16 protein-coding genes are annotated in these 22538 nt (G+C 51.2%); 8 read left to right on the forward strand and 8 right to left on the reverse strand.

Annotated features, from left to right (window positions below; all coding sequences use genetic code 11):
* Nucleotides 1-101: 101 nt before the first annotated feature.
* Genes NDA01_RS22995 through NDA01_RS23015 form a run of 5 tightly spaced genes read left to right on the forward strand, consistent with a single transcriptional unit; the run spans nucleotide 102 to nucleotide 7901 of the window.
* On the forward strand, nucleotides 102-1496 hold the full coding sequence (locus NDA01_RS22995) for an SWIM zinc finger family protein (protein ID WP_348229801.1): 1395 nt from the start codon (nucleotides 102-104) through the stop codon (nucleotides 1494-1496).
* On the forward strand, nucleotides 1493-3043 hold the full coding sequence (locus NDA01_RS23000) for a DUF5691 domain-containing protein (RefSeq protein ID WP_348229802.1): 1551 nt from the start codon (nucleotides 1493-1495) through the stop codon (nucleotides 3041-3043). The genes NDA01_RS22995 and NDA01_RS23000 overlap by 4 nt, the downstream gene beginning before the upstream one ends.
* A gap of 4 nt (nucleotides 3044-3047) precedes the next feature.
* The gene (locus NDA01_RS23005; protein ID WP_348229803.1) at nucleotides 3048-4211 is read left to right on the forward strand and encodes an ATP-binding protein; all 1164 of its coding nucleotides are present in this window, start codon (nucleotides 3048-3050) and stop codon (nucleotides 4209-4211) included.
* Nucleotides 4212-4257: 46 nt separating this feature from the next.
* Entirely contained in the window at nucleotides 4258-6711 is a 2454-nt protein-coding gene (locus NDA01_RS23010; RefSeq protein WP_348229804.1) for a DUF5682 family protein, read from the forward strand.
* 2 nt (nucleotides 6712-6713) lie between these two features.
* Entirely contained in the window at nucleotides 6714-7901 is a 1188-nt protein-coding gene (locus NDA01_RS23015; protein WP_348229805.1) for a VWA domain-containing protein, read from the forward strand.
* 11 nt (nucleotides 7902-7912) lie between these two features.
* Here NDA01_RS23015 and NDA01_RS23020 read toward each other — a convergent pair whose 3' ends face one another.
* The 7 genes from NDA01_RS23020 to NDA01_RS23050 form a co-directional block, all read right to left on the reverse strand.
* Nucleotides 7913-8890, reverse strand: a complete 978-nt coding sequence (locus tag NDA01_RS23020) for a ParB/RepB/Spo0J family partition protein (RefSeq protein ID WP_348229806.1) — start codon at nucleotides 8888-8890, stop codon at nucleotides 7913-7915.
* Nucleotides 8887-9576, reverse strand: coding sequence for a ParA family protein (locus tag NDA01_RS23025; RefSeq protein WP_190443036.1), 690 nt, complete (start codon nucleotides 9574-9576; stop codon nucleotides 8887-8889). The genes NDA01_RS23020 and NDA01_RS23025 overlap by 4 nt, the downstream gene beginning before the upstream one ends.
* 143 nt (nucleotides 9577-9719) lie before the next feature.
* Entirely contained in the window at nucleotides 9720-11531 is a 1812-nt protein-coding gene (locus NDA01_RS23030) for a DUF6734 family protein (RefSeq protein WP_348229807.1), read from the reverse strand.
* Nucleotides 11528-13066, reverse strand: a complete 1539-nt coding sequence (locus tag NDA01_RS23035; RefSeq protein ID WP_348229808.1) for an IPT/TIG domain-containing protein — start codon at nucleotides 13064-13066, stop codon at nucleotides 11528-11530. Before NDA01_RS23035 ends, NDA01_RS23030 begins: the two co-directional genes overlap by 4 nt.
* A gap of 41 nt (nucleotides 13067-13107) precedes the next feature.
* Nucleotides 13108-13437 carry a hypothetical protein gene (locus tag NDA01_RS23040; RefSeq protein ID WP_348229809.1) on the reverse strand — a complete coding sequence of 110 codons (330 nt, stop codon included), beginning with the start codon at nucleotides 13435-13437 and terminating at the stop codon, nucleotides 13108-13110.
* 185 nt (nucleotides 13438-13622) lie between these two features.
* Nucleotides 13623-14864: a hypothetical protein gene (locus tag NDA01_RS23045; protein ID WP_348229810.1), complete on the reverse strand. Its 1242-nt coding sequence runs from the start codon at nucleotides 14862-14864 to the stop codon at nucleotides 13623-13625.
* A gap of 183 nt (nucleotides 14865-15047) precedes the next feature.
* Nucleotides 15048-15971 (reverse strand): C1 family peptidase, encoded by a 924-nt coding sequence (locus tag NDA01_RS23050; RefSeq protein WP_348229811.1) that lies wholly within the window; start codon nucleotides 15969-15971, stop codon nucleotides 15048-15050.
* Nucleotides 15972-16229: 258 nt separating this feature from the next.
* Here NDA01_RS23050 and NDA01_RS23055 point away from each other — a divergent pair, with 258 nt between their 5' ends.
* Nucleotides 16230-17354 (forward strand): THUMP domain-containing class I SAM-dependent RNA methyltransferase, encoded by a 1125-nt coding sequence (locus NDA01_RS23055; protein ID WP_348229812.1) that lies wholly within the window; start codon nucleotides 16230-16232, stop codon nucleotides 17352-17354.
* Between the two features lie 63 nt (nucleotides 17355-17417).
* A complete protein-coding gene (locus NDA01_RS23060; RefSeq protein WP_348229813.1) occupies nucleotides 17418-19082 on the forward strand; it encodes an NAD(P)/FAD-dependent oxidoreductase in 1665 nt (554 codons plus the stop codon).
* Nucleotides 19083-19126: 44 nt separating this feature from the next.
* Here the strand turns inward: NDA01_RS23060 and NDA01_RS23065 are convergent, their stop codons facing one another.
* A complete protein-coding gene (locus NDA01_RS23065; protein ID WP_348229814.1) occupies nucleotides 19127-20860 on the reverse strand; it encodes a WG repeat-containing protein in 1734 nt (577 codons plus the stop codon).
* 297 nt (nucleotides 20861-21157) lie between these two features.
* Between NDA01_RS23065 and NDA01_RS23070 the strand changes: the two genes are divergently transcribed.
* Nucleotides 21158-22447 carry a DEAD/DEAH box helicase gene (locus NDA01_RS23070; protein ID WP_348229815.1) on the forward strand — a complete coding sequence of 430 codons (1290 nt, stop codon included), beginning with the start codon at nucleotides 21158-21160 and terminating at the stop codon, nucleotides 22445-22447.
* Nucleotides 22448-22538: the final 91 nt, after the last annotated feature.

Here is a 22538-nt window from a genome sequence, read left to right on the forward strand (position 1 = left end):
CCCATCTGGTGTTAACAGAACCGATGTGTTCTCAGCATTTGGAGCTTTTTCAGAGCCACTTATTTCCTCACCTATTTTGGTAAGCGTTGGAGATCCCGCTGATGTCTGCGACCTGGACCGCTGAGCAAATCTTGGCGCTAGCGCCCGATGCAAGTTCTGCTAAGAACGGCAAAGGCTTAGCGAGCATTCGCAAATGGGTTGTGTTGGGCCAAGCGGAGCTAGCAGTTTGGGGAGAATGTCAAGGCAGTGGCAAAAACCCCTATCGAACGCAGATTGACTTGAGCGAACCTGCATTTCAGTGCAGTTGCCCCAGCCGTAAATTTCCTTGTAAACATGGCTTAGGGCTGTTTCTGGCCTGGGCCGAGCAATCCACTGCCTTTAGTGTTGGCACGCCGCCGTCCTGGGTTGAAGAGTGGCTGAGTTCTCGCCAACAGCGTCAAGAAAAGCGCACGCAAAAACAAAAACAAGAGCAATCCAAACCGATTGATGCGACTGCACAAGCGAAGCGGGCTAGCGATCGCGCGGCTAAGGTTACGGCTGGTATCCAAGATTTACAACTATGGCTTCATGACCTAACTCGTCATGGGTTAGCGACGGTGCAACAAAATTCTTATCAGTTTTGGGACATGCCCGCAGCTCGGCTGGTAGATGCCCAAGCACCCGGATTGGCTCGACAACTGCGAGAAATGGCAAGCATTCCGTCATCAGGATCAGGGTGGGCAGAACGATTGCTGAGTCGTCTAGGAAAACTTCACCTGCTGCTAGAAGGGTTCCAGCGCTTGGAGTCGCTACCTCCTGGAACTCAGTCCGACATCCGGAGTTTAATTGGCTGGACCCAAACTCAAGACGAGTTATTGGCGGAGGCGATCGCGGCAGAGCTACCCCATGAACTTCAAAACACAGGGCGTGATAGTTCAAAAGAGGTATTGCGTGACCATTGGTTAATTTTAGGACAATATCACTCAGAAGAAGACCGTTTGCGAATTCGGCGGAGTTGGCTTTGGGGACAGGAAAGCCAACGCAGCGCCCTATTGCTCGATTTTGCTCACGGCAATCAGCCGATGGATGCCAGCTTGATTGCAGGCACAGTTTTGGATGCAGAGTTGGTGTTTTACCCTAGCGCTTACCCGCTCCGAGCCTTGCTCAAAACTCGCCACCACGCTCCAACTCCAATGCAGGAGATGCCAGGTTATCCAACGATCGCGATCGCCTTGCAAGCTTATGCTCAGGCAATGAGCTGCAATCCCTGGCTAGAGAGGTTTCCAGCTACGCTCCAAGCGGTAACTCCAGTCTGTGAAGGCAACCATTGGTTTGTCCAGGACTCCGAGGGATGTTTTCTCAAGCTCAGCGATCGCTTTTCTGGAAGCTGGCAATTGCTGGCCCTGAGTGGAGGACATCCGATAGCGCTGTTTGCCGAATGGGAAGGAGAGACACTACTGCCGCTCAGCGTTTGGACAGAAAACAAATTCTATGTTTTGAAGGGTGGTGCCCTATGACTTCGCTTTGGGAAGCCCTTGTAACAGCGGCTCTTTTGGGCACAGAGCGCCAAGCGTTTACTCCGCCTGCTGAGGCTGGCTTGCTGGGTGAATTGCTCTCGCGTTTAGATGCTGCCAACCCGGAAGCGGCTCTACTCAGCGCGGCGGCGACTGCCTCTTTGCATCAACAGGTGGGGCAATTGCCCGCGATCGCTCGTCAGCCTTTACCCACGGCTTGCGATTTAGACGACCTACCCCGCTGTAGTCCTCAAGCGGGCCATCACCTGAGCCTGATGCTAAGCGGAGAGTACGCCAAAGTGTTACCAGAATGGTTAGCGGCAGTAGCGGCGGCAGGGCAGCGAGTACCAGAATCTAATTTGCCTGCTTTGCTGGATTTGGGCCAGCGCAAAACCGATTTACAAGCCGCAATTGCGCCTGTTTTAGGCAAGCGAGGGCAATGGTTAGCAGCGCAAAACCCAGATTGGAATTTTGTCACGGGGACTGAGGATGATGCGAGTTGGGAGACAGGCAACCGTGCCGCTCGAAAAGCTTTGCTGAGTCGCTGGCGATCGCAAGATCCAGAACGCGCCCGCCATGCCCTAGAAGCTACTTGGAAACAAGAAACTGCCGCCGAAAAAGCAGCCTTTCTGGAAACTTTTTTAACCCAGTTGAGCCTGGCAGATGAACCTTTTCTAGAATTGGCGTTGAGCGATCGCAGCAAGGATGTGCGTCGGGTTGCCGCTGATCTGTTGGCGAGACTACCTGACTCCCTCCTCTGCCAACGAATGACAGAACGAGTCCATCGTTACATCCAGATTGGGTCAAACCAGACTCTAGAAGTCACCCTGCCTGAAGCGCTTGATCCTAACCTGCTCCGAGATGGAATTGAACCAAAAGTACCCTATAACTACTCGATGGGTGAAAAAGCCTGGTGGCTGTTGCAAATCGTAGCGGCCACTCCCTTAAGCGTTTGGACTTCAACCCAATGCACTCCAGAAGCGTTGGTGCAAGCTGCCGTGCAGAGTGAATGGACTCCAGTATTTTGGCAAGGCTGGAAGCAAGCGACTATTCGCCAGCGATCGCCGACTTGGGTGCCTGCTCTGCTGGAGTTTCATCTGGCCACAACCCAAGATGTGACCTATCTCCAGGACGAAGACTTACAACAACTTATGGCGCTTTTACCTGAAGCTGAGCAAGAAGCATTGGCGCTCAATCACTTGCAGATCAAAGGGATAGAAAATTCAGTAGCATTGCGACTGCTATATCAGGTGCGCTCAGCCTGGAGTATCCAGCTAGGCCGAGCGGTGCTGGATGCGCTCTATCAATACATCACTGTCTTGGAAGCGCAGCCTTTGTGGCACCTGCTAGAAGCTTTGAAAGAATTTGCCCTCTGGATACCTCCCTCTTTATTAACCGAAGCCATCCCCTTAGCCGCAGCCATTGAAAACCGTAACAACTGGGCTGCCAGCACTGATCGGGGTTGTTGGTCACGGGAGATTGAGAAATTCTTAGCGCTCCTCCAGTTCCGGCAAGACATGTTACAGGCCCTTACCCAGCAATCAAAGTGAAACCATGACAGACAGCAAGCAAACTACCAAAACTCGCACCTCGAAAAAAGCCGCAACGGTCGAAGCTAGTCCCGCGATCGCTTCGGCACAGACCACCTTATTGCGAGAGCACGCCGAGCATCAGTTCGCCCATGAACTCGATGAACTCGCCAAACAAGATACGCGCCAGCGTCCCCCCAACTGGAAGCTTTCTCCCTGGGCTGTCTCTACCTATTTGCTTGGAGGCACTCTCGACAATGGGTTTGAGGTGTCTCCCAAGTACATCGGCAACCGTCGTGTGATTGAAATTGCCGTGGCAACCTTGACCACCGATCGCGCTCTACTTCTCTATGGGGTGCCAGGAACGGCAAAATCTTGGGTATCTGAGCATCTATCTGCCGCGATCGCAGGTGACTCAACGCTACTAATTCAGGGTACAGCGGGAACCAGTGAAGAAGCGATTCGCTACGGCTGGAACTATGCGCGGCTACTGGCAGAAGGCCCATCCATGCAAGCCTTGGTTCCTAGCCCCATGATGCGCGCGATGGAGATAGGGCAGATTGCCAGAGTTGAGGAACTAACCCGGATTCCCTCTGATGTGCAAGATACGCTGATTACGATTCTCTCGGAAAAGACGCTACCCATCCCAGAACTGAATACCGAGGCGCAGGCGACCAAAGGATTTAACGTAATTGCCACGGCCAACAATCGCGATCGCGGTGTGAACGAACTCTCTAGTGCTTTGAAGCGTCGCTTTAACACCGTGATTCTGCCCGTTCCAGATAGCGCCGAGGACGAGGTGAATATTGTGCAGCGTCGAGTGACTAGCTTAGGCCGCGCCTTGGAGTTACCCGCCGAACCGCCCGCCCTCGAAGAAATCCGCCGAGTTGTCACCATCTTTCGAGAGTTACGCAATGGCGTGACCAGCGATGGCAAGACCAAACTTAAATCTCCCACAGGCACTCTGAGTACCGCAGAAGCCATCTCCGTTGTCAGCAGCGGCATGGCCTTATCTGCTCACTTTGGAGACGGCAGCTTAAACGCTAGCGATCTGATGGCAGGTCTGGTGGGAGCAGTGATTAAAGATCCAGTACAAGATCAGGTGGTCTGGAAAGAATATCTGGAAACGGTTGTGAAAGAAAGAGAGGGGTGGAAAGATCTCTACCGCGCTAGCCGAGAAGTGATGTAACGCGATCGCTGCTTGAGATCTCCAGAAAAACTGACCCCCTTGAGTTATGTCGCCACCTCCTAATGTTCATATTTTCGGCATTCGGCATCATGGCCCCGGTTCTGCCCGGAGTTTGATGCAAGCGCTGCACACCCTACAACCGGATGTGATTTTGGTTGAGGGGCCTCCTGATGCAGATGAGGTTCTGCCTCTGTTGGTTCAGACAGACATGAAGCCTCCGGTTGCCCTGCTAATCTATGCTCCGGATCAACCACAGCAGGCGGTTTATTACCCGTTTGCTGTTTTTTCTCCAGAATGGCAAGCCCTGCACTATGGCCTAAAACACCAGATTCCTGTCCGGTTCATGGACTTACCGCAAATGTATCAGCTAGGGGTAAGCCCGGTTGAAGAACCCGCCAGGGAACCAGGAACTAGTGACGAGAAAGAAAACATTGCCACCACCGAACTAGAGGAGCCAACCCCTGACCCAGCGATAGATCTGCAACCTGAAGGCGATCGCCCTCTTTCTCCCTCAAATCCGAGTCAGGCTGTGATCTCCGATCCTCTCACCTGGCTAGCTCAGGCCGCAGGCTATAGCGATGGCGAGCGCTGGTGGGAGCACATGGTAGAACATCGCCAGGACAGCACCGATCTCTTCGCGGCGATTCTGGAGGTGATGACAGTTCTCCGTGCCGAAGTCGAGGCTGATCTAGCTTACAGTTCTAGCCTTGCTCAACGCCCTCCACTCCAGGTTGAGCGAGAAGCTAAGCGAGAAGCTTACATGCGCCAAACGATTCGGGCCGCGCAGAAGGAAGGCAAAGAGCGGATTGCCGTAGTTTGTGGGGCTTGGCATGCTCCAGCCTTAGCCGAGTTGTCAACCGCAAAAGCGGATACTGCAACCCTTAAAGGATTGCCCAAAACTAAAGTCCAAACCACCTGGGTTCCCTGGACTTATGGACGACTGGCAATGAGCAGCGGTTATGGTGCGGGCATTGAATCTCCCGGCTGGTACCACCACCTTTGGCAAGCAGGTACGCCCGACAAGCCAAACTCCACTTCTGCCGCTCAAATCACCATCCGTTGGATGACCTGTGTCGCTCGTCTGTTGCGGCAACAAGATCTTGATGCTTCTTCCGCCAGTGTGATTGAGGCTGTGCGCTTAGCCGAAGCGTTAGCAGCTTTACGCGATCGCGCTCTACCTAGCCTCATGGAACTAAACGAAGCTACCCAGACCGTGCTTTGCTTTGGGGATGCGCTGCCAATGAAGCTGATCCATGACAAGCTGATCGTTGGGGAACGCCTAGGCGAGGTGCCCGACGAAACGCCGATGGTGCCTTTGCAGCAAGACTTGTTACGACAACAAAAGCGCTTGCGGTTGAAAGTTGATGCCACCGAGCAAACGCTAGATTTAGATTTACGAAAACCCACCGATCTAGAGCGATCGCATCTCCTGCACCGGCTTAATTTGTTCGGCATCGGTTGGGGTAGACCTCAGAAGAATTCTGGTGGCAAAGGCACCTTCCATGAATTGTGGCGCTTGCGGTGGCAACCAGAGTTCGCGATCGCTCTAATTGAGGCGGGCATTTGGGGCAGCACGATTGAAGCAGCCGCGATCGCCTTTGTCTCTGATGCTGCGAATCGGGCCGCTGACTTGCCCACCTTAACCCGACTGATCGACCAAACTTTGTTAGCGAACTTACCCGAGGCGATTCACCACTTAATGGTACGGCTGCAAGCTGAAGCTGCGATCGCCAGTGATGTTGCTCATCTCATGGCCGCCCTTCCTCCTCTAGCCAATGTGCTGCGCTATGGCAACGTTCGTCAAATCGACACAGGCATTGTTGGTCCTGTAGTAGATGGCCTGATCACGCGCGTTTGCATTGGTTTACCCGTGGCTTGTGCCTCGCTCAATGATGAAGCGGCTGCGACTTTGTACAACTTGCTTCTAGAGATGCACCGAGTCGTGACCCTATTGCAAAAGCCAGAACATCTCGCGGGCTGGCAAGCAGTCTTAACCCAACTAGCCGATCAGCGAGGCTTACATGGTTTGTTGGCGGGACGTTGCTGTCGCTTGCTCTTAGAGTCTGCGGCTTTCACCGCCGAGGAAACTGCTCAGCGTCTCGGTCTTGCCCTTTCTAGCGCCACTGAACCCGCCCAATCTGCGGCCTGGGTAGAAGGGCTATTGCAAGGCAGCGGTTTGTTGTTGCTGCATAATCCAACTCTGTGGCAGGTTTTAGATGAGTGGATTAGCACGCTATCGACCGAGCATTTCACGACGGTTTTGCCATTGCTCCGTCGTACCTTTTCGACCTTTTCAACTCCAGAACGGCGGCAGATGGGCGAGCAAGTGCGGCAAGGCAGAAGTGGCAGTTCGGCCAACCTTACTACATCAACTTCAAGTGAAAACTTCGATCGCGATCGCGCCGATCAGGTTTTGGCGATCGTGGCTCAACTGCTGGGAATTGAACTAGCCCTGCATCATCCCGTTAATTCTGACCCCGCCGTTAAGGATACCTATTAGCTATGACTCAACCTTTTGATGAACGTCTCCGCCGCTGGCGTTTAATTTTGGGTGGCGGCTCAGCAGATGGGATTTGTGCAGGGGCTAGCGGGGATACAGATGGGCTTGATCTGACCCTGAGTGCCGCCGACCAAGCGATGGATGATGCCTTGAGTGCTTTGTATGACAGCGATCGCCAAGGTAGCTTGGGCAGTTCTTCGCCCAAGGTCGCTCGCTGGTTGGGGGACATTCGCAGCTATTTTCCCTCTTCCGTGGTCAAAGTGATGCAGCAAGATGCGTTGAATCGGCTGAATCTGCGGCAGATGCTGCTAGAGCCAGAAATGCTAGAAGCTGTAGAACCAGATGTACATCTTGTCTCAAATCTGTTATCCCTCAGTGGCGTGATGCCCAGCAAGACCAAAGAGACGGCCCGGATTGTGGTACGGCGGGTGGTTGAAGAGTTACAGCGCAAATTAGAAAACCCTACTCGTCAAGCCGTAATGGGGAGCTTAAATCGAGCCATCCGCAATCGTCGTCCTCACCACAACGAGATTGACTGGCATCGGACCATTCGCGCCAACCTCAAGCACTACCAACCTGAATACCGCACGATCATTCCTGAAACTCGCATCGGCTATGGGCGCAAACGCTCCTCCTTGCGAGACATTATCTTGTGCGTAGATCAAAGCGGTTCAATGGCAACCTCTGTTGTCTATGCAGGCATTTTTAGTGCAGTTTTGGCCTCTCTTCCTGCGGTGCAAACTCGTCTCGTGGTATTCGACACCGCCGTAGTTGACCTGAGCGATCTTTTACAAGATCCTGTAGAAGTTTTGTTTGGGACTCAGCTCGGCGGTGGCACCGACATCAATCAGGCCCTTGCTTACTGCCAAACTCTCATTCGCCAACCACAAGAAACCATCCTAGTGTTAATCAGTGACCTCTATGAAGGAGGTGATCGCCAGGAAATGTTAAAGCGAGTTGCGGCTCTCTCGTCCTGTGGCGTACAGCTTGTCACACTCTTAGCGCTAAATGATGAAGGTACCCCCTACTACGACCATCAAAACGCTGCATTTATGGCTAATTTAGGCATCCCTGCCTTTGCTTGCACCCCTGATCTGTTTCCAGATCTGATGGCAGCAGCGATTAATCGGCAAGATCTAGGACAGTGGGCCGCTAACCAAGACATTGTGACAGCTCGCAGCGATCGCTAGCGGCTCCACCTTCACTTGAGCATGGTTTCGAGTTGGCTCAGCAACTCTTCTAGCTGCTGAATTTTTTCTGGATTACGCCACAGAGTTTGATCTTTTTTTGCCTGTTGCACCACTTGGGTTAAGCGCTGCTTTAGGTCTGGTTGAGCGGATGGTTTCGTACTGTCATTTAGAGCTTTGACTCGTTGCTTAATTTCGGACAAGCTGAGAGATTTGCTCACAGCTTCCTTTAATACTCGTCGTCGTGCCTCTAAATCTTTAATACTGGCAATCACAATTCCCTTGGTATAGTGAATCTTACCTTGGCGAATCCCATCCAAAACTTCGCTTGGCTTCTTTAGGAGTGGTAGTCGCGTCGCGACAAAAGATTGCCAGGTGATGCGTCCAAAGGCATCAAAGATTTGCTTGACCAGTTCTGCTTCTTGGCTAACCAAAACGTTTTGGTTAGTTGTCCCTTTAGCGGCGTTATTCATCCGGTAAAGGAAACTGATCACTTCTTCAGTGTCGTAACCCAACTGAATTTCCAACAAACGCAGCGTGTTATCTAGTTCTTCTAGGGCACTAAAATCACGACGATTGGAATTCTCAGAGATCGCAGCTTGAAATGCAGTGCGATCGTCCCAGTCGAATACCTTAACTGGAACTGTCTCCAGTCCTAAAATTTCTGCTGCCTTAAACCGACGCAGTCCTGCAACCAGCTCATATTGGCCCGACTGTCTGGGATGGGGGCGCACCCACAGCGGCGATCGAATGCCATTCGGTTTGATGTCGTTGAGTGCCCATTGTTGCAACTCGTCGTTGTCGTAGTAATGACGAACTGGTTTGCCATCCGGGACAAAGGTAAACGTACAGGCGATCGCTTTCCAGGGAATGATCTGCTCTTTGGTTTCTTCAGCAGCTTGCGTAATTTTTTGCGTGGCTGCTTGACCAAAAACAAAGCTTAGTTCCTCACTGTTGGCGATCGCGTCACTGAGTTTGCGTCGTGTCGTCATGATTCAGCCTCAAACAGTTTCAGGGCTTCGGTTAAAAGTTTGGTGTAGACGTTGGCTGCCGACTTTGGGGCAGTTCCTTTCATCCGAAACACAGTGCTACCTTGGCCCGGTGCATCTTTGATACATTGGCGATCGGGCAGCGTAGTGTCTAAAAGCGGCAATAAACCACTTTGCAAAGCTTCTTTCGCTTCTCGCAACAAAACTGTGTTGTCTTTGACAGCATTGAGGTACAGTGCTGCCACGGGTAATCCACCCCGGATCTCTCTAGCTTGCCGCACAAACTGCACAATCTTGCCTGTGCTGGCTAAGTCAATCATGGAGTCTCGACAAGGAATTAGGACCATGTTGGAGCGAATCAGCATCGCTTTGGTGATTTCACTAGCATTACCAGGACCATCCACAATCACCACATCGTAGGACTCTGCCAGCTTGGGCAACTCATCGAAAAGAGTTTCTGGGTCGCTAATCACTTGGCAAGGCAAATCCAGCTCTTTCAACCACCCTGATGAACTCTGTTGACCGTCCGCATCGACCAAAATTGTCGAATATCCTTTTTGAGCAAACCAATCAGCTGCATGTACAGCTCCAGTGGATTTACCTGCTCCACCTTTCTGATTGGCAAAGGCTAATATCTTGGGCAACTTCGTTGCCACACTCACCGCTTTTACAGCTTTAGCTCTTGGCATAAGTTAAATAACCAAAACCTATGGTTTGATACTATCACTGATTCTGTGCAGTGCAACAGTAAACCAACGATTCGAGACTAACCAAAACGTTTTGGTTAAAAAATTGGTTGGAATTAGAAGATTTTGCGATCGCCAGTCCTTCATTACTGCAGATGAATGACGCTGAGCCAATCTCCACCCTCACAACCATTGCCGCTAGGACGTTCTGGCACCCCAGGCCAAATATGATTCCCATCTAAGGCGCAAAGACGACGAACGCTCAACTGTCCTGTATCTTTTCGAATCACATACAGCTTGTCCTGGGCAACCAAGCGCCAGCATAATCCTGTTACTTCAGACGCGATCGCCACAGATTCCGAAAGTGGAATGCCATTATTACTAAAACACTCTCGCAACTTTGGTGAAATAGTGCCTCGCTCTAACTCCATTTGCAACTCTAGATCTATATTGAACAGAACTTCTTCATTTAGAATCCAGTCCCCTCGCAGTTCGACAGTGAGCTGATTTAGTTCGCCTGCTTTTATAAACTGCTGCACTTCAGACCAAGTCAGCTGAACTGCATCTGTAAACAAAACGTTTTCTAACGCTTCAGTTTCACCGATCAGCTGAAACCCATTTTCGATGCCTGTTTCACCAACGCGCCAGCAAATTTGTTGGTTCGTCAGAGCAGTGACCTGCACAGGCTGAATTTTGAGCTGATGCATTAGCTGCTGAGTAGCGATCGCGTCTGTACCATGGCTCCAAAGCAAAACACTTCGCTGATGGAGGCTATCTACACGTACTGGTTTAGCAAACTGAATCACCAGTCCTACAGTCTGTATTAGCTCTAGAAATGCGTTTCTAGCCAACACCTGATCATGATGCCAACTTGCATAAATAACTCGATTCAGGTCTGTAGGCGTTGAGTGTGTGAGCGGAGATGCAGCAGAGTTGAGGCTTGAGCCTAGTTCGGTGTCGCTACCTGACACTTCTAGTAAACCTTCAGTTTGAGCGACAGCAGGCGAATAGGCGCGATCGCTACCCAGAAAAAATTCCACTTTCCCCAGATACCGTAAACACCGTTGATACTGATCTGGGTACTCTCCAGCTACTCGTTTTTCTAGACGCTGGGCGATCGCAGCATCTCGCTTGGCTTCTCCAATTAAATGGGTATAGCCGAGCTGGTCAGGTTGTTGAGAGGAAAAAGCCGCTTCTGGGGAATCGAACAGGCATTCAATGCTGACGTCGGCAAAGAGCGAATCTGGCAACTGCTGATGATATTCAATACAAGCTGCCAAAAAATATTGCTCAATCAGCAGGCAATCTCCTAGTTTGTTATCCATCAACGCCAAAGCTGCTTGATTGCCAGGATCAGCAGCAATTCGCAAAGCCATGTCAGCATAGTGGCGAATAAAGTCTACCTGAGCGCCGCCCATAATACCGCAGCAATAAGCCAGATTTCGGCGCTTGGCAAAATACCAGTTCCACTCATCCGGTAGCCAACCATTTGTACTTTTGACGCGATGATTAAAAATTTCTGGGCGATACCACCAGCAGGTTGCTAAGGGTTTGCCAAAGACAAAATACTCCGGGTTCTGAGCAAGCACAGGCGCAGTGTTGACGACCGGGGGCAGCGGCTTCCACAAGAACACATCGTTATCGACATGGATGAAAGGCTGGGTTTGGCTACGGTAAGCCCATAGTTTACCTAAAATCCACCAATCTGGGTCTTGAGCTTGCAACGCATTCAACTCGGTTGTTACAGCATCGAACTCTAGACCCAAGCCATCGCTCAGCATCTTGGCTCCAGCATCATCCGTCACCAGCGCAGTCTCAGGATAATGTTTTCGCGCAGTCTCCAGTGACAAGATCCAAGCAAGAAGATGATGTTTTTCACTAAACCAGATGGTTTGGCGATGCGATCGGAAAGGTTTCGTCCAGAACGACCACACCGAGCGGGCGATCGCCTGGGTCATAGGAGATTACCCCCGATCGCGGTTCCAGAGCCGTAGTAAACAGGCACAACGACGCTAAATACATCAGTGCTAGAGACTGTTCCACCACCAGTCTGGACAGTGATTGGCACATTCCCCCCGCGTGAGAACGTTGGTACTCTCACAACGATTTGAGTGGCAGTGGGCGCACCCACAATAGAAGCTGCCACAGTGCCAAACCGAATGGAGACCGTTCCTACATTCAAGTTCCTGCCAAACAAAGTTACGGTATCACCTGCTTTTCCAGAGCGAGGGGCGAACTGATTTGGTGATGGGTTCAATAAAGGAACTGGCGGAGGTGGCGGGGGTGGCGGGGGTAGAGCATTGACTGCAAACTCACGAATGAATTGATTATTGGTCTGCAACTGGTCGAAAGTTTGCTTATTGGGATCAGCCATGAAACTAATGCGGTAGATTCCAGGTTGATCGAACTTGTACTTAAAGGTGACCGCGTTGTCAGATGATTGTTGCAGCGATCGCAGAGACCCATGAGAATAAAGTTCTCGGTAAATCGACTGAGTAGAGGGTCCCTGAATATCATCTGAGTCATCCACCAAGGCTTGCAGCATCGTCGGGGCAGTCCGATCTGGTAACGGCAACCTGGTAACGCCTACCTGAAGTAGTTCCCAACTGACCTCGAAGCCTGCTGCATCGACATTACCCTGGTTACTAAGAATGGCCCGAAACGTCACTTCTTGCCCTTGCACAATGGGCGTGGGCGAATCTATCATAATATCTTGCACATTCAGGTCAACAGTATCGGCTCGCCAAGGTAACGTGTTTGTCTTCTGATTGCCGATTTTTGCTGCTAAAAACCCACCACCCACAAGATTTCGTGGCATTTCTACCGTTATGCGAGTGTTGGTACAATCGAGAACTTTAGCCAACTTATCCTGGAAGTAAACTTCCACAGCGTCTATTCGCGCACCAAAGTTGGCACCATCAATCACGACAATACTGCCAGGAGCCCCGCTCTCTGGCTTGATTTGCGTAATTAGAGGCAACTCTCGCCAGAGACGCAACCGCGCTTCATCCAGCCCACTCTTCACTGAAATCTCTGTCAGCATGGCAGGGGTTTGGGTTGCCACTTCCAAATCATTGACCGAGTGAATCCCTACAGTTTTGAGTTTCTGGATCTCGACGCTCTGAATTTCTGTCAAATCTTCTAGCCGCCGATAATCACCTGTTTCCAGGTCTATAGACTTACGGGTTTCCTGAACTTGCGTATCGAGTGCGGGCGTGAAACCTAGTTTTAAAACAGTAGCCCCGGTTTGACCAGGAGCTACGGTACGAAACATCAGATGGCCAGTGGGGTCGCGGCGAACATCCACTTGGAGATCCAGGTTTAACTGGTTGACCATCATGGACAACCGCCGATTTTGCGACTTGAGGATCAAGGTATCTTGCGCTTGATCCAACTCTGCCGTGATCACTTGGATCAGTTCAGACAACTCCCACTCATCGTTAGGTAGAGCAGGAGGTTCGTTTGGAGTCAGGGGGCGATCGCTATTGGTCACAGAAGCTATGTCACGTTATGAGTAGAAGAACTAAACAAAATTTAGTCCAGAGGATTTAGCTTTAAGGTAACTCTAAAATGGCTCAAGGCATTGACTGACTTTGGTACTAGGGGTGACGGCAGAGTAGCCATGAGTCGCGCCGTTGACATTGAATTGCCAGAACGAGGCGAGAGATGAAAATGTACGGGGATCGCGATCGCAATTTCATCGAGCTTTAAACTTGGCAATGCCATTTCTGAGGCCAAATTCTGAAGATTAGATTCGCTGACTAATTGGGCGATCGTCTCAGTTGGCAATTCATGAGTCACGGGAATCTGGGAGATCTCCCCAGCGCTCATTACAACCAAGTCACTAAAGTGGATAGCAGGCATACCTTTTTCAAAAAAGTTGCAGTCTTGGTAAACCCCTCCCCAAGTCTCTGCTCAAACCACAGGAAGACTCTAAATTCTAGCTCCCCTTCCCTGGTAGGGAAGGGGCTGGGGGTTAGGTCTAATTACGTTTCGCTCAGTAGCCACTAGTGTATTGACACCAGCCGATACCAGGCAACTTTGCGGGGTTAGACAATAGGAGCTAGATCCGACTCCTTCACCGTACCTGTACCATCATTGAGGGGTTTGTAATCAGTCTTAAACTTCAGAGTCACTTGACCGCTCATTTGGGTCAGTGTTTCGATGTTGCCCACCGTAGTTTGATCTACAGTACTGACGCTCAAGTTGTTGTAGTAGGCGCTGAGGCTAGCATTGCCCCAACCCCACATAGCACCTGCTTTTAGCGAACCACCAAAGCTAGTGCGATTAGTGTTGGTCGTGTTTGTGGTGGTGGAGTCAGTAGAGGACACCCGGAACAGCAGCTTGGTATTGATTTCACCTTCAGTGATGACAATCCGAGCCATGCCCTCACGAGCCATCTGCCGTAGTTGATTCATGCCATCCTTGGCTAAACCATGCTTAACCGCAGCTCGGATGGTGGTAATATCGCTGGCTGAATAAACCTTCTTGCCCGAGCTGTCTGGATCACCAAGACCTGTGATGTCATCTTTGTCTAACTCTTTTTTATCTGCCTCCTTAATTTGGCCCTTGTCGTCAATGGAGTTATCTAAGCCAAACACTTTTAAAATCTCAGCTCGGTAGCCACCAGTAACGGGAGCAAGGAAGTAAAGCCGCTTCAAGTGATATGACCGTCGAGGTTGATTTGCTATAACTTCGAAGGTGACAGCTTTATCGTTAATTTTCTCCTCAAACGCCATTTCCGCTAGCTTTTCCGAAATTGCATCTTCCGAAACGTTGTCGGAGGCAAATTCCTTCAAGCTCTTGGTTAAGTCAGATACCATTTCACTATAGGCTTTCATCTGATCAACGGTAGCTTTGATGATCGAGTTGAAAGTGCCTGTGATCAAACCTTGGGTAAAGTCAACAAACGCCATCCCCGTCTGTTGAGAGCCTCTCACTGCCGCATCGATCGCCCGCTCTGTCGTGCCATTAGTTCCTAGGGTCAACGATTCACCCACGGGTTGAACTAAACCCATCGCCATCGATTCCAGGTTGCCTTCTTGAGGTCGCAAGAATTCCAATAGAGTGTCTTGCACAATGGTGGTAACTCCCTGGCGAAGCAATTCGCGCTCAGCTTCATCAGTGCCAACGTTTTCCACATTGCGCTCAATTACTTCCATCAAGCGCTCTACGCCACCTGCTACGGCTTCATCTACAGGGGCGATCGCTTCGGGCTGAGGTTGCAATTCGGTATCAGCGCTCAGGTTCTCAGGGTTGGAATCGTTGTTTTGCTTGCGATTACGAGCCATGTCTAAAAGATCTCCTTGATGTTGAATAAATTCGAGGCAATTCGACCACTGAGCACCAGCAAATCAGCAGAGACTGTTTCTCTTGAATCTGTTTTTTCTGATTTGAAGCTTGCAGTGACAGTCAAAAAACTTTTAGCGAGAGAGTAACAACGTTGCTTGTTACATCACTGATAGAACCTGCTTTTAACAGTTGAGGCCAAATACGCCAGTATCTACCCAGTCCTGTTTGAGGAGCACCCACCAATCCACCGAGAGTCCACCCTGAATGTAGCTGTAGGGTAACCAACCGTACCCATCTTTACCCCAACCCGCGCCCCAGGAATTCCGGATTAAGATTGCGCCTTTGGTTTTGCTACCGCCCGCTTTGGGATGCTCGATCACAATCGAGTCGTCATAGCCCACCGCTACCATCGCGTGACCTCCCTTGGGGCGATCGCTGTTGCAAGGATAGGGCAGTTGCCCCAACGTCTCAGGCCGAGTGGCATGAAGTAAGGGCGTATCAAACAGCATGGTGCCAAACGCTAAGGGAAACCCTGCGGCCAACTGAGTTTTGATCGCCATTAACAGTTCGTCAGGTTTGACATCTGGGGTGTCTAGACGAACGTAGTGAATCGACTTAAAGTTAGCGGCAAACGCATAACAAAATGCGGGCGGTTCCTCGTCTTGCTTGCTCAGGTCGTAGGGCCAATACTCCTCCGGTGGAGCCCCAAATAGCCGCAAAGCTCCCATCGCCGTGCGTAGAAACACGCCAACATTGCCTTGGACTCGCAACAAATTTTTGGTGGTTTTATAGAGGAACAAGCGGGAGCGATGGGTGTACTCGTTGAAAGCTTTTTGCTCCAAGTACTCGGCAATGGCGCTCACAACATGGGCAGTGCAAGACTCGATTTTGCCTTGATCTTCAACTGGAGAGAACCCTGAGCGTAGATCAATGAAAGCGGGTAGATCTAACTTTTTGAATTGCCTTTTCTCAATCAGTTCTACAGATTGACCCATGACAGTTTCCATCATGGGTCGGATGGCTTTACTGGTCAACCTTAGATCTCGATGATCAGGATAATCGCGTATCCAGCCCATGCCATGTTGACGACTAGCGATTCCATTCATGCAATGTTGTGACTTTCAATTTTCAGGATGAGGTGCGGACTTTTATATGCTTCAGCCCTTGTTTGGTTAATTCCGTATTTTCCCCAATTAGTTACAAAACTTACCGTGCTGTATCGCGTTCTACTTAGGGAACTGAGATTACAGGGTGGTTTCATGTTAGCGAGAGAGATTGTTTTCTTAGATGAAACCGCTCTGGTTTTGCCTCGGCTAAGGGACTATATCAATAAGCAGGTGCGACCTATTCACTAGTGAGTCAGTATGAATCAGTATTTTGCTACGGTGGCGAATGGTTTAGAGCCGCTCGTCGTTCAGGAATTAGAGCAGCTAGGGGCACATTCCGTAAAGCCAGGGTTTTGTGGTGCGGCATTTGAGGGCGATCGCACCTTGCTTTATCGCGTTAATCTATGGGCAAGGTTGCCATTCCGCATTCTCATGAAGTTGCGCCAGTTTCCTTGCCAGAGTGCCGAAGATCTTTATCGTGGAATTCAGACGATTGATTGGTCAGAGTATCTGACGCCAGACTTAACCTTGGCAGTGAACGCTACAGGCAAAACGGATCAGCTCAACCACACCCACTTCACGGCGCTTCAAGCTAAAAATGCGATCGTTGATCAGCAGCAAGAGCAGTTTGGCGATCGCTCTAATGTTGAGCTGCAAGAACCGGATGTGCAGATTAATATTCATATCGATCGTGAGGGCTGCACAGTCAGCTTGGATAGTTCTGGAAACAGTTTGCACCGCCGAGGCTATCGTCCTGCGGTCGGAGCGGCCCCGTTGAAAGAATCTCTAGCAGCAGCCCTAATTCAGCTTTCTGGTTGGCAACCGGAGCAAATGTTTTATGACCCGCTTTGTGGCTCTGGCACCTTACCCCTAGAAGCCTGCCTCAAGTCGCTGAATATTGCCCCAGGATTGTTTCGAGAGCGGTTTGGCTTTGAAACTTGGCTTGACTTTGACCTCAATCTTTTGGAAAGCTTGATTCAAGAGGCGGAATCTATTCAACGGGACACGTTACCTGCACCGATTTGGGGCAGCGATCGCGATGCCAAGGTGATTGAGCAGGCGATCGCCAATGCCCAAACTTGCGGTGTACTAGACCAGATCTGGTTTTCGGAGATGGATCTTTCTGAGGTAGTTGCACCAACCGATAGCGGGGTTGTATTCTGCAATCCTCCCTATGGCGAACGATTAGGCCGAGACACCGACTTGGGCGCATTTTATAAACAGCTAGGCGATGTTCTGAAACAACGGTTTAAAGGCTGGACTGCTTTTATCTTGAGCGGTAACAAAGAGCTAGCTCAGTCGATCGGGCTGAAATCAAGCCAGCGAATCGCGGTGTACAATGGAACGCTGCCCTGCCAGTTAATGAAATATGAGCTGTACTAGAGATCTGGACTAAATATCAAATCCAGGCTGGAAGAACGCTCGTAGCACCACCCAACATCGATCATGCTCCGACTCACCGAAGTAAAACTACCGCTTGATCACCCTGAAGAGGCACTTCAGGCCGCAATCCTCAAAAAGCTGCAAATTACGCCTGCCGAGCTAGTCAGCTTTTCCATCTTCAAGCGCAGCTATGATGCTCGTAAAAAAGAAGACATTGTTTTTGTCTATATTCTGGACGTAGAAACGACTCAGGAGAAGCGGCTGCTCCAGCGATTCAAAAAAGATCCGCATGTTGTGCTCACGCCTGATACGAGCTATCGGTATGTGGCCCAAGCTCCTAACACGGCAACTGCATCTTTGGCGAATCGACCGATCGTAATTGGTGCGGGTCCCTGTGGCATCTTTGCGGGGTTGCTGTTGGCGCAGATGGGATTTCGCCCGCTGATTCTGGAACGGGGAAAGCCAGTCCACGATCGCTCGGTCGATACCTTTGGCTTCTGGAGCAAGCGCAAATTCAACCCCGAATCTAACGCGCAATTTGGCGAAGGAGGTGCAGGCACTTTTTCTGATGGCAAACTCTACAGCCGAGTGAAAGATGCCAATCATCACGGGCGAAAAGTTCTCGAAGAATTCGTGAATGCGGGGGCGGCTCCGGAAATCCTTTACGTCAATAAACCCCACATTGGCACCTACCGACTAGTCAAAATTGTCGAGAATATCCGTCGCACGATCGAATCATTGGGCGGTGAATTCCGCTTTGAAAGTCGGGTGCAAACGATTGAGATCGAGGAGCATGGTGAAAATCGGCAAGTGCGGGGTGTGGTTCTAGCCACTGGTGAGTATATCCCCAGCGAACACGTGATCCTGGCCGTGGGGCACAGTGCCCGTGACACGTTCGAGATGCTGCATCAGCAAGGGGTTTACATCGAACCCAAGCCGTTCTCAATTGGGTTTCGGATTGAGCATCCCCAATCTGTGATCGATCAGTGTCGCCTAGGATCACAGGCAGGCCACCCGGTTTTGGGTGCAGCCGATTATCAGTTGGTGCATCATTGCTCAAATGGGCGATCGGTCTATAGCTTCTGTATGTGTCCAGGGGGGCAAGTAGTGGCGGCAACCTCAGAAGTGGGGCGGGTAGTCACGAACGGCATGAGCCAGTATGAGCGCAGCGGCAAAAACGCGAACAGTGGCATCGTCGTTGGCATTACGCCAGAAGATTATCCGGGAAGCCCTCTAGCAGGAATGGAGCTTCAGCGTCAATTAGAGGAGCGGGCTTTTGAGTTGGGCGGTCGCACCTATGAGGCTCCGGGGCAATTGGTGGGTGACTTTTTGGCCCAGCAGCCCTCAACTATCCTCGGCAGCGTCAAACCTTCTTATCGGCCAGGGGTGCATCTCTGCGATCTCAGCTTCAGCTTGCCCGATTATGCGATCGCCGCCATCCGTGAGGCACTACCTGCCTTCGACAAACAGATCAAAGGTTTTGCCATGCACGATGCCGTTTTAACTGGCGTAGAAACCCGCACCTCCTCCCCAATTCGGATTAAACGCAACACAGATTATCAGAGCCTTAATACAGCAGGGCTTTATCCGGCGGGTGAAGGAGCGGGATACGCTGGGGGAATTCTTTCGGCGGGTATCGATGGCATTAAAGTGGCAGAGGCAGTCGCCCTCAACATCTTGCAAGGGGTGAATCAAGGAGCTGGGCAAGGGGCAACTCAGACTGCTTGATTCACTCCTGGTTCACAACTCTTGCCTCATAACCAACTAATAAACTAACGACCCGGAGCGCGAATATAGCCCCACTCCCCCCCTTCAAGCTGCGTTAAGTATGGGCCTTCCGGGCCAGGAGTTTGAGTGATCCAACGTCCACCCAGATTCACGCGGGCCAAACCTTCTGAGAAGGGATTGGCATCTGCAAATTGAGGCGCGATCGCAAACTTGCCGCTTCTATCGATAAAGCCTGCTTTGTTTCCTAGTCGTGCCATTGCCAGCCCACCGGAGAAGGGAGATACTACGGCTACATCTTCGGCCAAGACGGAGGTGCCATTGCCCGCTTGAGCTTGGGGAGCATAGAACTGCGCCGGAATCGCGATCGCGCCTTGGGCATTAATGAAACCCCATTTATCGGCAATTAATACGCCCGCTAACCCTTCAGCAAAGGATTGTGCCCGATAGAACTGGGGTGGAATCACTAGCTTGCCGCTTTTGTCAATGTAGCCCCAGCGGCTCTCAGGGGTTTGTACTGCTGCCAATCCGCCTGCGAACGACTGAGCACCCGCAAATTGGAGTGGAATGACCACCGTTCCGGTTTTATCAATAAAGCCAATCCGATTGTTGCGCTCAACCTGAGCTAATCCTTCGGAAAATGGAGCAACTGAGCCATAAGGTTGGACGGGAATCACCCACTGCCCCTGAGGGTTGATGAAACCCCATTGCTGATTGAGTTGTGCAGCGGCCAATCCTTCGGAAAAGGGAAGAGCGTCGTCAAACTGAGGGGAAATCACAAATTTGCCAGTGCGGTCAATAAAGCCAACCTTGTTGCCTACTCTAACGGCTGCCAGTCCAGCGGAGAAAGGTTTGGCGCTAGCGAACTGCGGCTCCACCAACCATTGCCCTTGGCGATCGATATAGCCCCAGCGAGTTCCCTCGGCATCGGGGACAACTCCCACAGCCGCAAACCCTTCCGAAAACGGCAAAGCCACATTAAAGCGGGGAGCGATCGCGGTTTTGCCAGTCGTATCGATATAGCCGTAGCGTCCATCTTTCTGGGCAACTGTCAGCCCTTGAGAAAACTGCCCAAACCCACCTGCTGTAGGAGGAATAGCAAACCCGCTCTGGTTCGCAGCAATGTACTGACTAGGAACCGTTCGACCGAGTTCTGCTTGGCTAGAAGCTAAAGCTTGGCAAAGGAGTACTGCCACTTCCCCCCTAGTAGCCGCTTGGTTGGGTCGAAGTTGTTTGACCTGCGGGTAATTCACGACTAAACGGTTCAGTGTCCCTGCGGCGATCGCCCGTTTGGCATAAGTAGGTACTTGAGCGGCATCGTCAAAATATTGCCGTAAGACTGCATCAGGTTGATCGGGAGCTGGATGATTCAAGGCATTGGTAGCAATCGCGATCGCCTGGACTCGCGGAATCGCTTGAGTCGGTTTAAAGGTGCCATCTGGATAACCAGAAAAAAGTTGGCGGGCAGCCGCATCCTGAATCGCTCGGTAAGCCCAGTAGGTAGTTGGCACATCCCGAAAGGTGGGAGCCCTCTGCGATCGCGGCAGGTTGGGAAAAGCATTCAGCATCAAGACGGCAAACTCAGCCCGAGTCACGGTTTGGTTGGGCCTAAAGGTACCATTTGGGTAACCGTTGACTAATTTGCGTTGCGACAGTTGCTCAATGCAAGCCCGCCCCCAGTGAGTTGAAGTATCAGAAAAGCTCCAAGCGACGGATGAGTTAATGCTCCACATAGAGAAGGTGGCGATCGCCAGATTTCCCCACCATTTAGCACCGGACATGAAAAGTTGCTCCTAGCCAGATTGAGTCTCCTTACCAGTCTGAGCAATTCTCCAGGCTAACCACTACGCCTGATGGGATGAAACTAAAACTGGATCTTTCCCTAGTCTCTTGCTTCATGGGCCCCACTTTGCCTGAATTCCTGTTAAGATGAATTTCTGCCAGTACATTCCGGTCTGTTGCTGGCGCATTGGAACTTGCTCATCCAAGCTCTCCAACTGAATCATAAGTTTCCTGCTCTTAGACTGGTCCCAGGTACTGAATTTGGGATAGGGGCACCACTAGGAGCGATCGCATCCATGACATTTCAACACCTCGGTCTTTCGACCGACTTGCTTCGTGCTGTTGCTGAGCAGGGCTACACCGAACCTACTCCGATTCAGCAGGCAGCAATTCCTGCCATTTTGAAAGGGCAAGACATTCTTGCTAGTGCTCAAACTGGGACGGGCAAGACCGCTGGCTTTACTCTGCCGCTTCTGCAACGCCTTAGTACCAAAACCGCTGGTAAGGGCGATCGCTCACCTCGTGCCCTTATTCTCACACCGACTCGTGAATTAGCGGCTCAGGTGGGTGATAGCGTCAAAACCTATGGCAAGTACCTATCTTTGCGAGCCACCGTTATTTATGGCGGCGTCGGCATTGAACCACAAATTCAAACCCTGCGTCGGGGCGTGGACATTCTGGTGGCTACCCCCGGTCGGTTGCTGGATCACTTGGGGCAAAAGACTCTAGACCTTTCTCAGGTCGAGATCTTAGTCCTAGATGAGTGCGATCGCATGCTGGATATGGGTTTTATCCACGACATCCGCAAGATTCTGGCGAAACTGCCTCAAGCACGGCAGACCCTAATGTTTTCCGCCACTTTTTCTAAGGCGATTCAGCAGTTGGCTAATACCCTGCTTGACTCTCCTAGCTTGATCGAAGTTGCTCCCCGCAATACTGCTGCTGAGCAAGTAGAGCAGGTGGTGCATCTAGTCGATCGCAATCGCAAACAAGAACTCCTTTCTTATATGATTGGGTTCCACAACTGGCAACAGGTGTTGGTCTTTACCCGTACCAAGCATGGAGCCAACCGCCTAGCTGAACAGTTGGCGAGAGACGGACTAAAAAGCACCGCGATTCACGGCAACAAAACTCAAGCCGCTCGCACCCGTGCCTTAAGTGATTTTAAGCAGGGAAAAGTGCGGGTCTTGGTTGCTACCGATGTCGCCTCACGGGGTCTAGATATTGATCAGCTGCCTCACGTCGTCAACTTTGAGCTACCAGATGTGCCAGAAGACTACGTACATCGCATTGGCCGTACAGGTCGAGCAGGCAATGAGGGCCGAGCGGTTTCCTTGGTCTGTGGCGATGAATACCCCCTGTTGAAAAATATTGAGCGCTTGCTCAATCGCACCTTTAGTAGAGACATCATTCCAGGATATGAGCCCACCGCCTCAGCCCAGTCGAAAGCAGACCCATCTAGCCGTAAGCGATCCGGTCAAGGTCGTGGCACTGGGGCAAAAACCCAGGCTCAAGCTGCTTCCACCCAGGGTAAGAAGCACACCTCCGCGAGAAGCCGCGATCGCAAACAGCTCCGGACTGGTTAAGGGTCTGCGTTAGTTCCTCAGCCAGAGCCACACCTGGGAAATGCCACTGAATTAGCTATCAGAGTAGGGTGAGTCGAGGAAAATTCTTGAT

The sequence above is a fragment of the Trichocoleus desertorum AS-A10 genome (genome assembly GCF_039962155.1).
In the GTDB taxonomy this organism is placed as follows: domain Bacteria; phylum Cyanobacteriota; class Cyanobacteriia; order FACHB-46; family FACHB-46; genus Trichocoleus.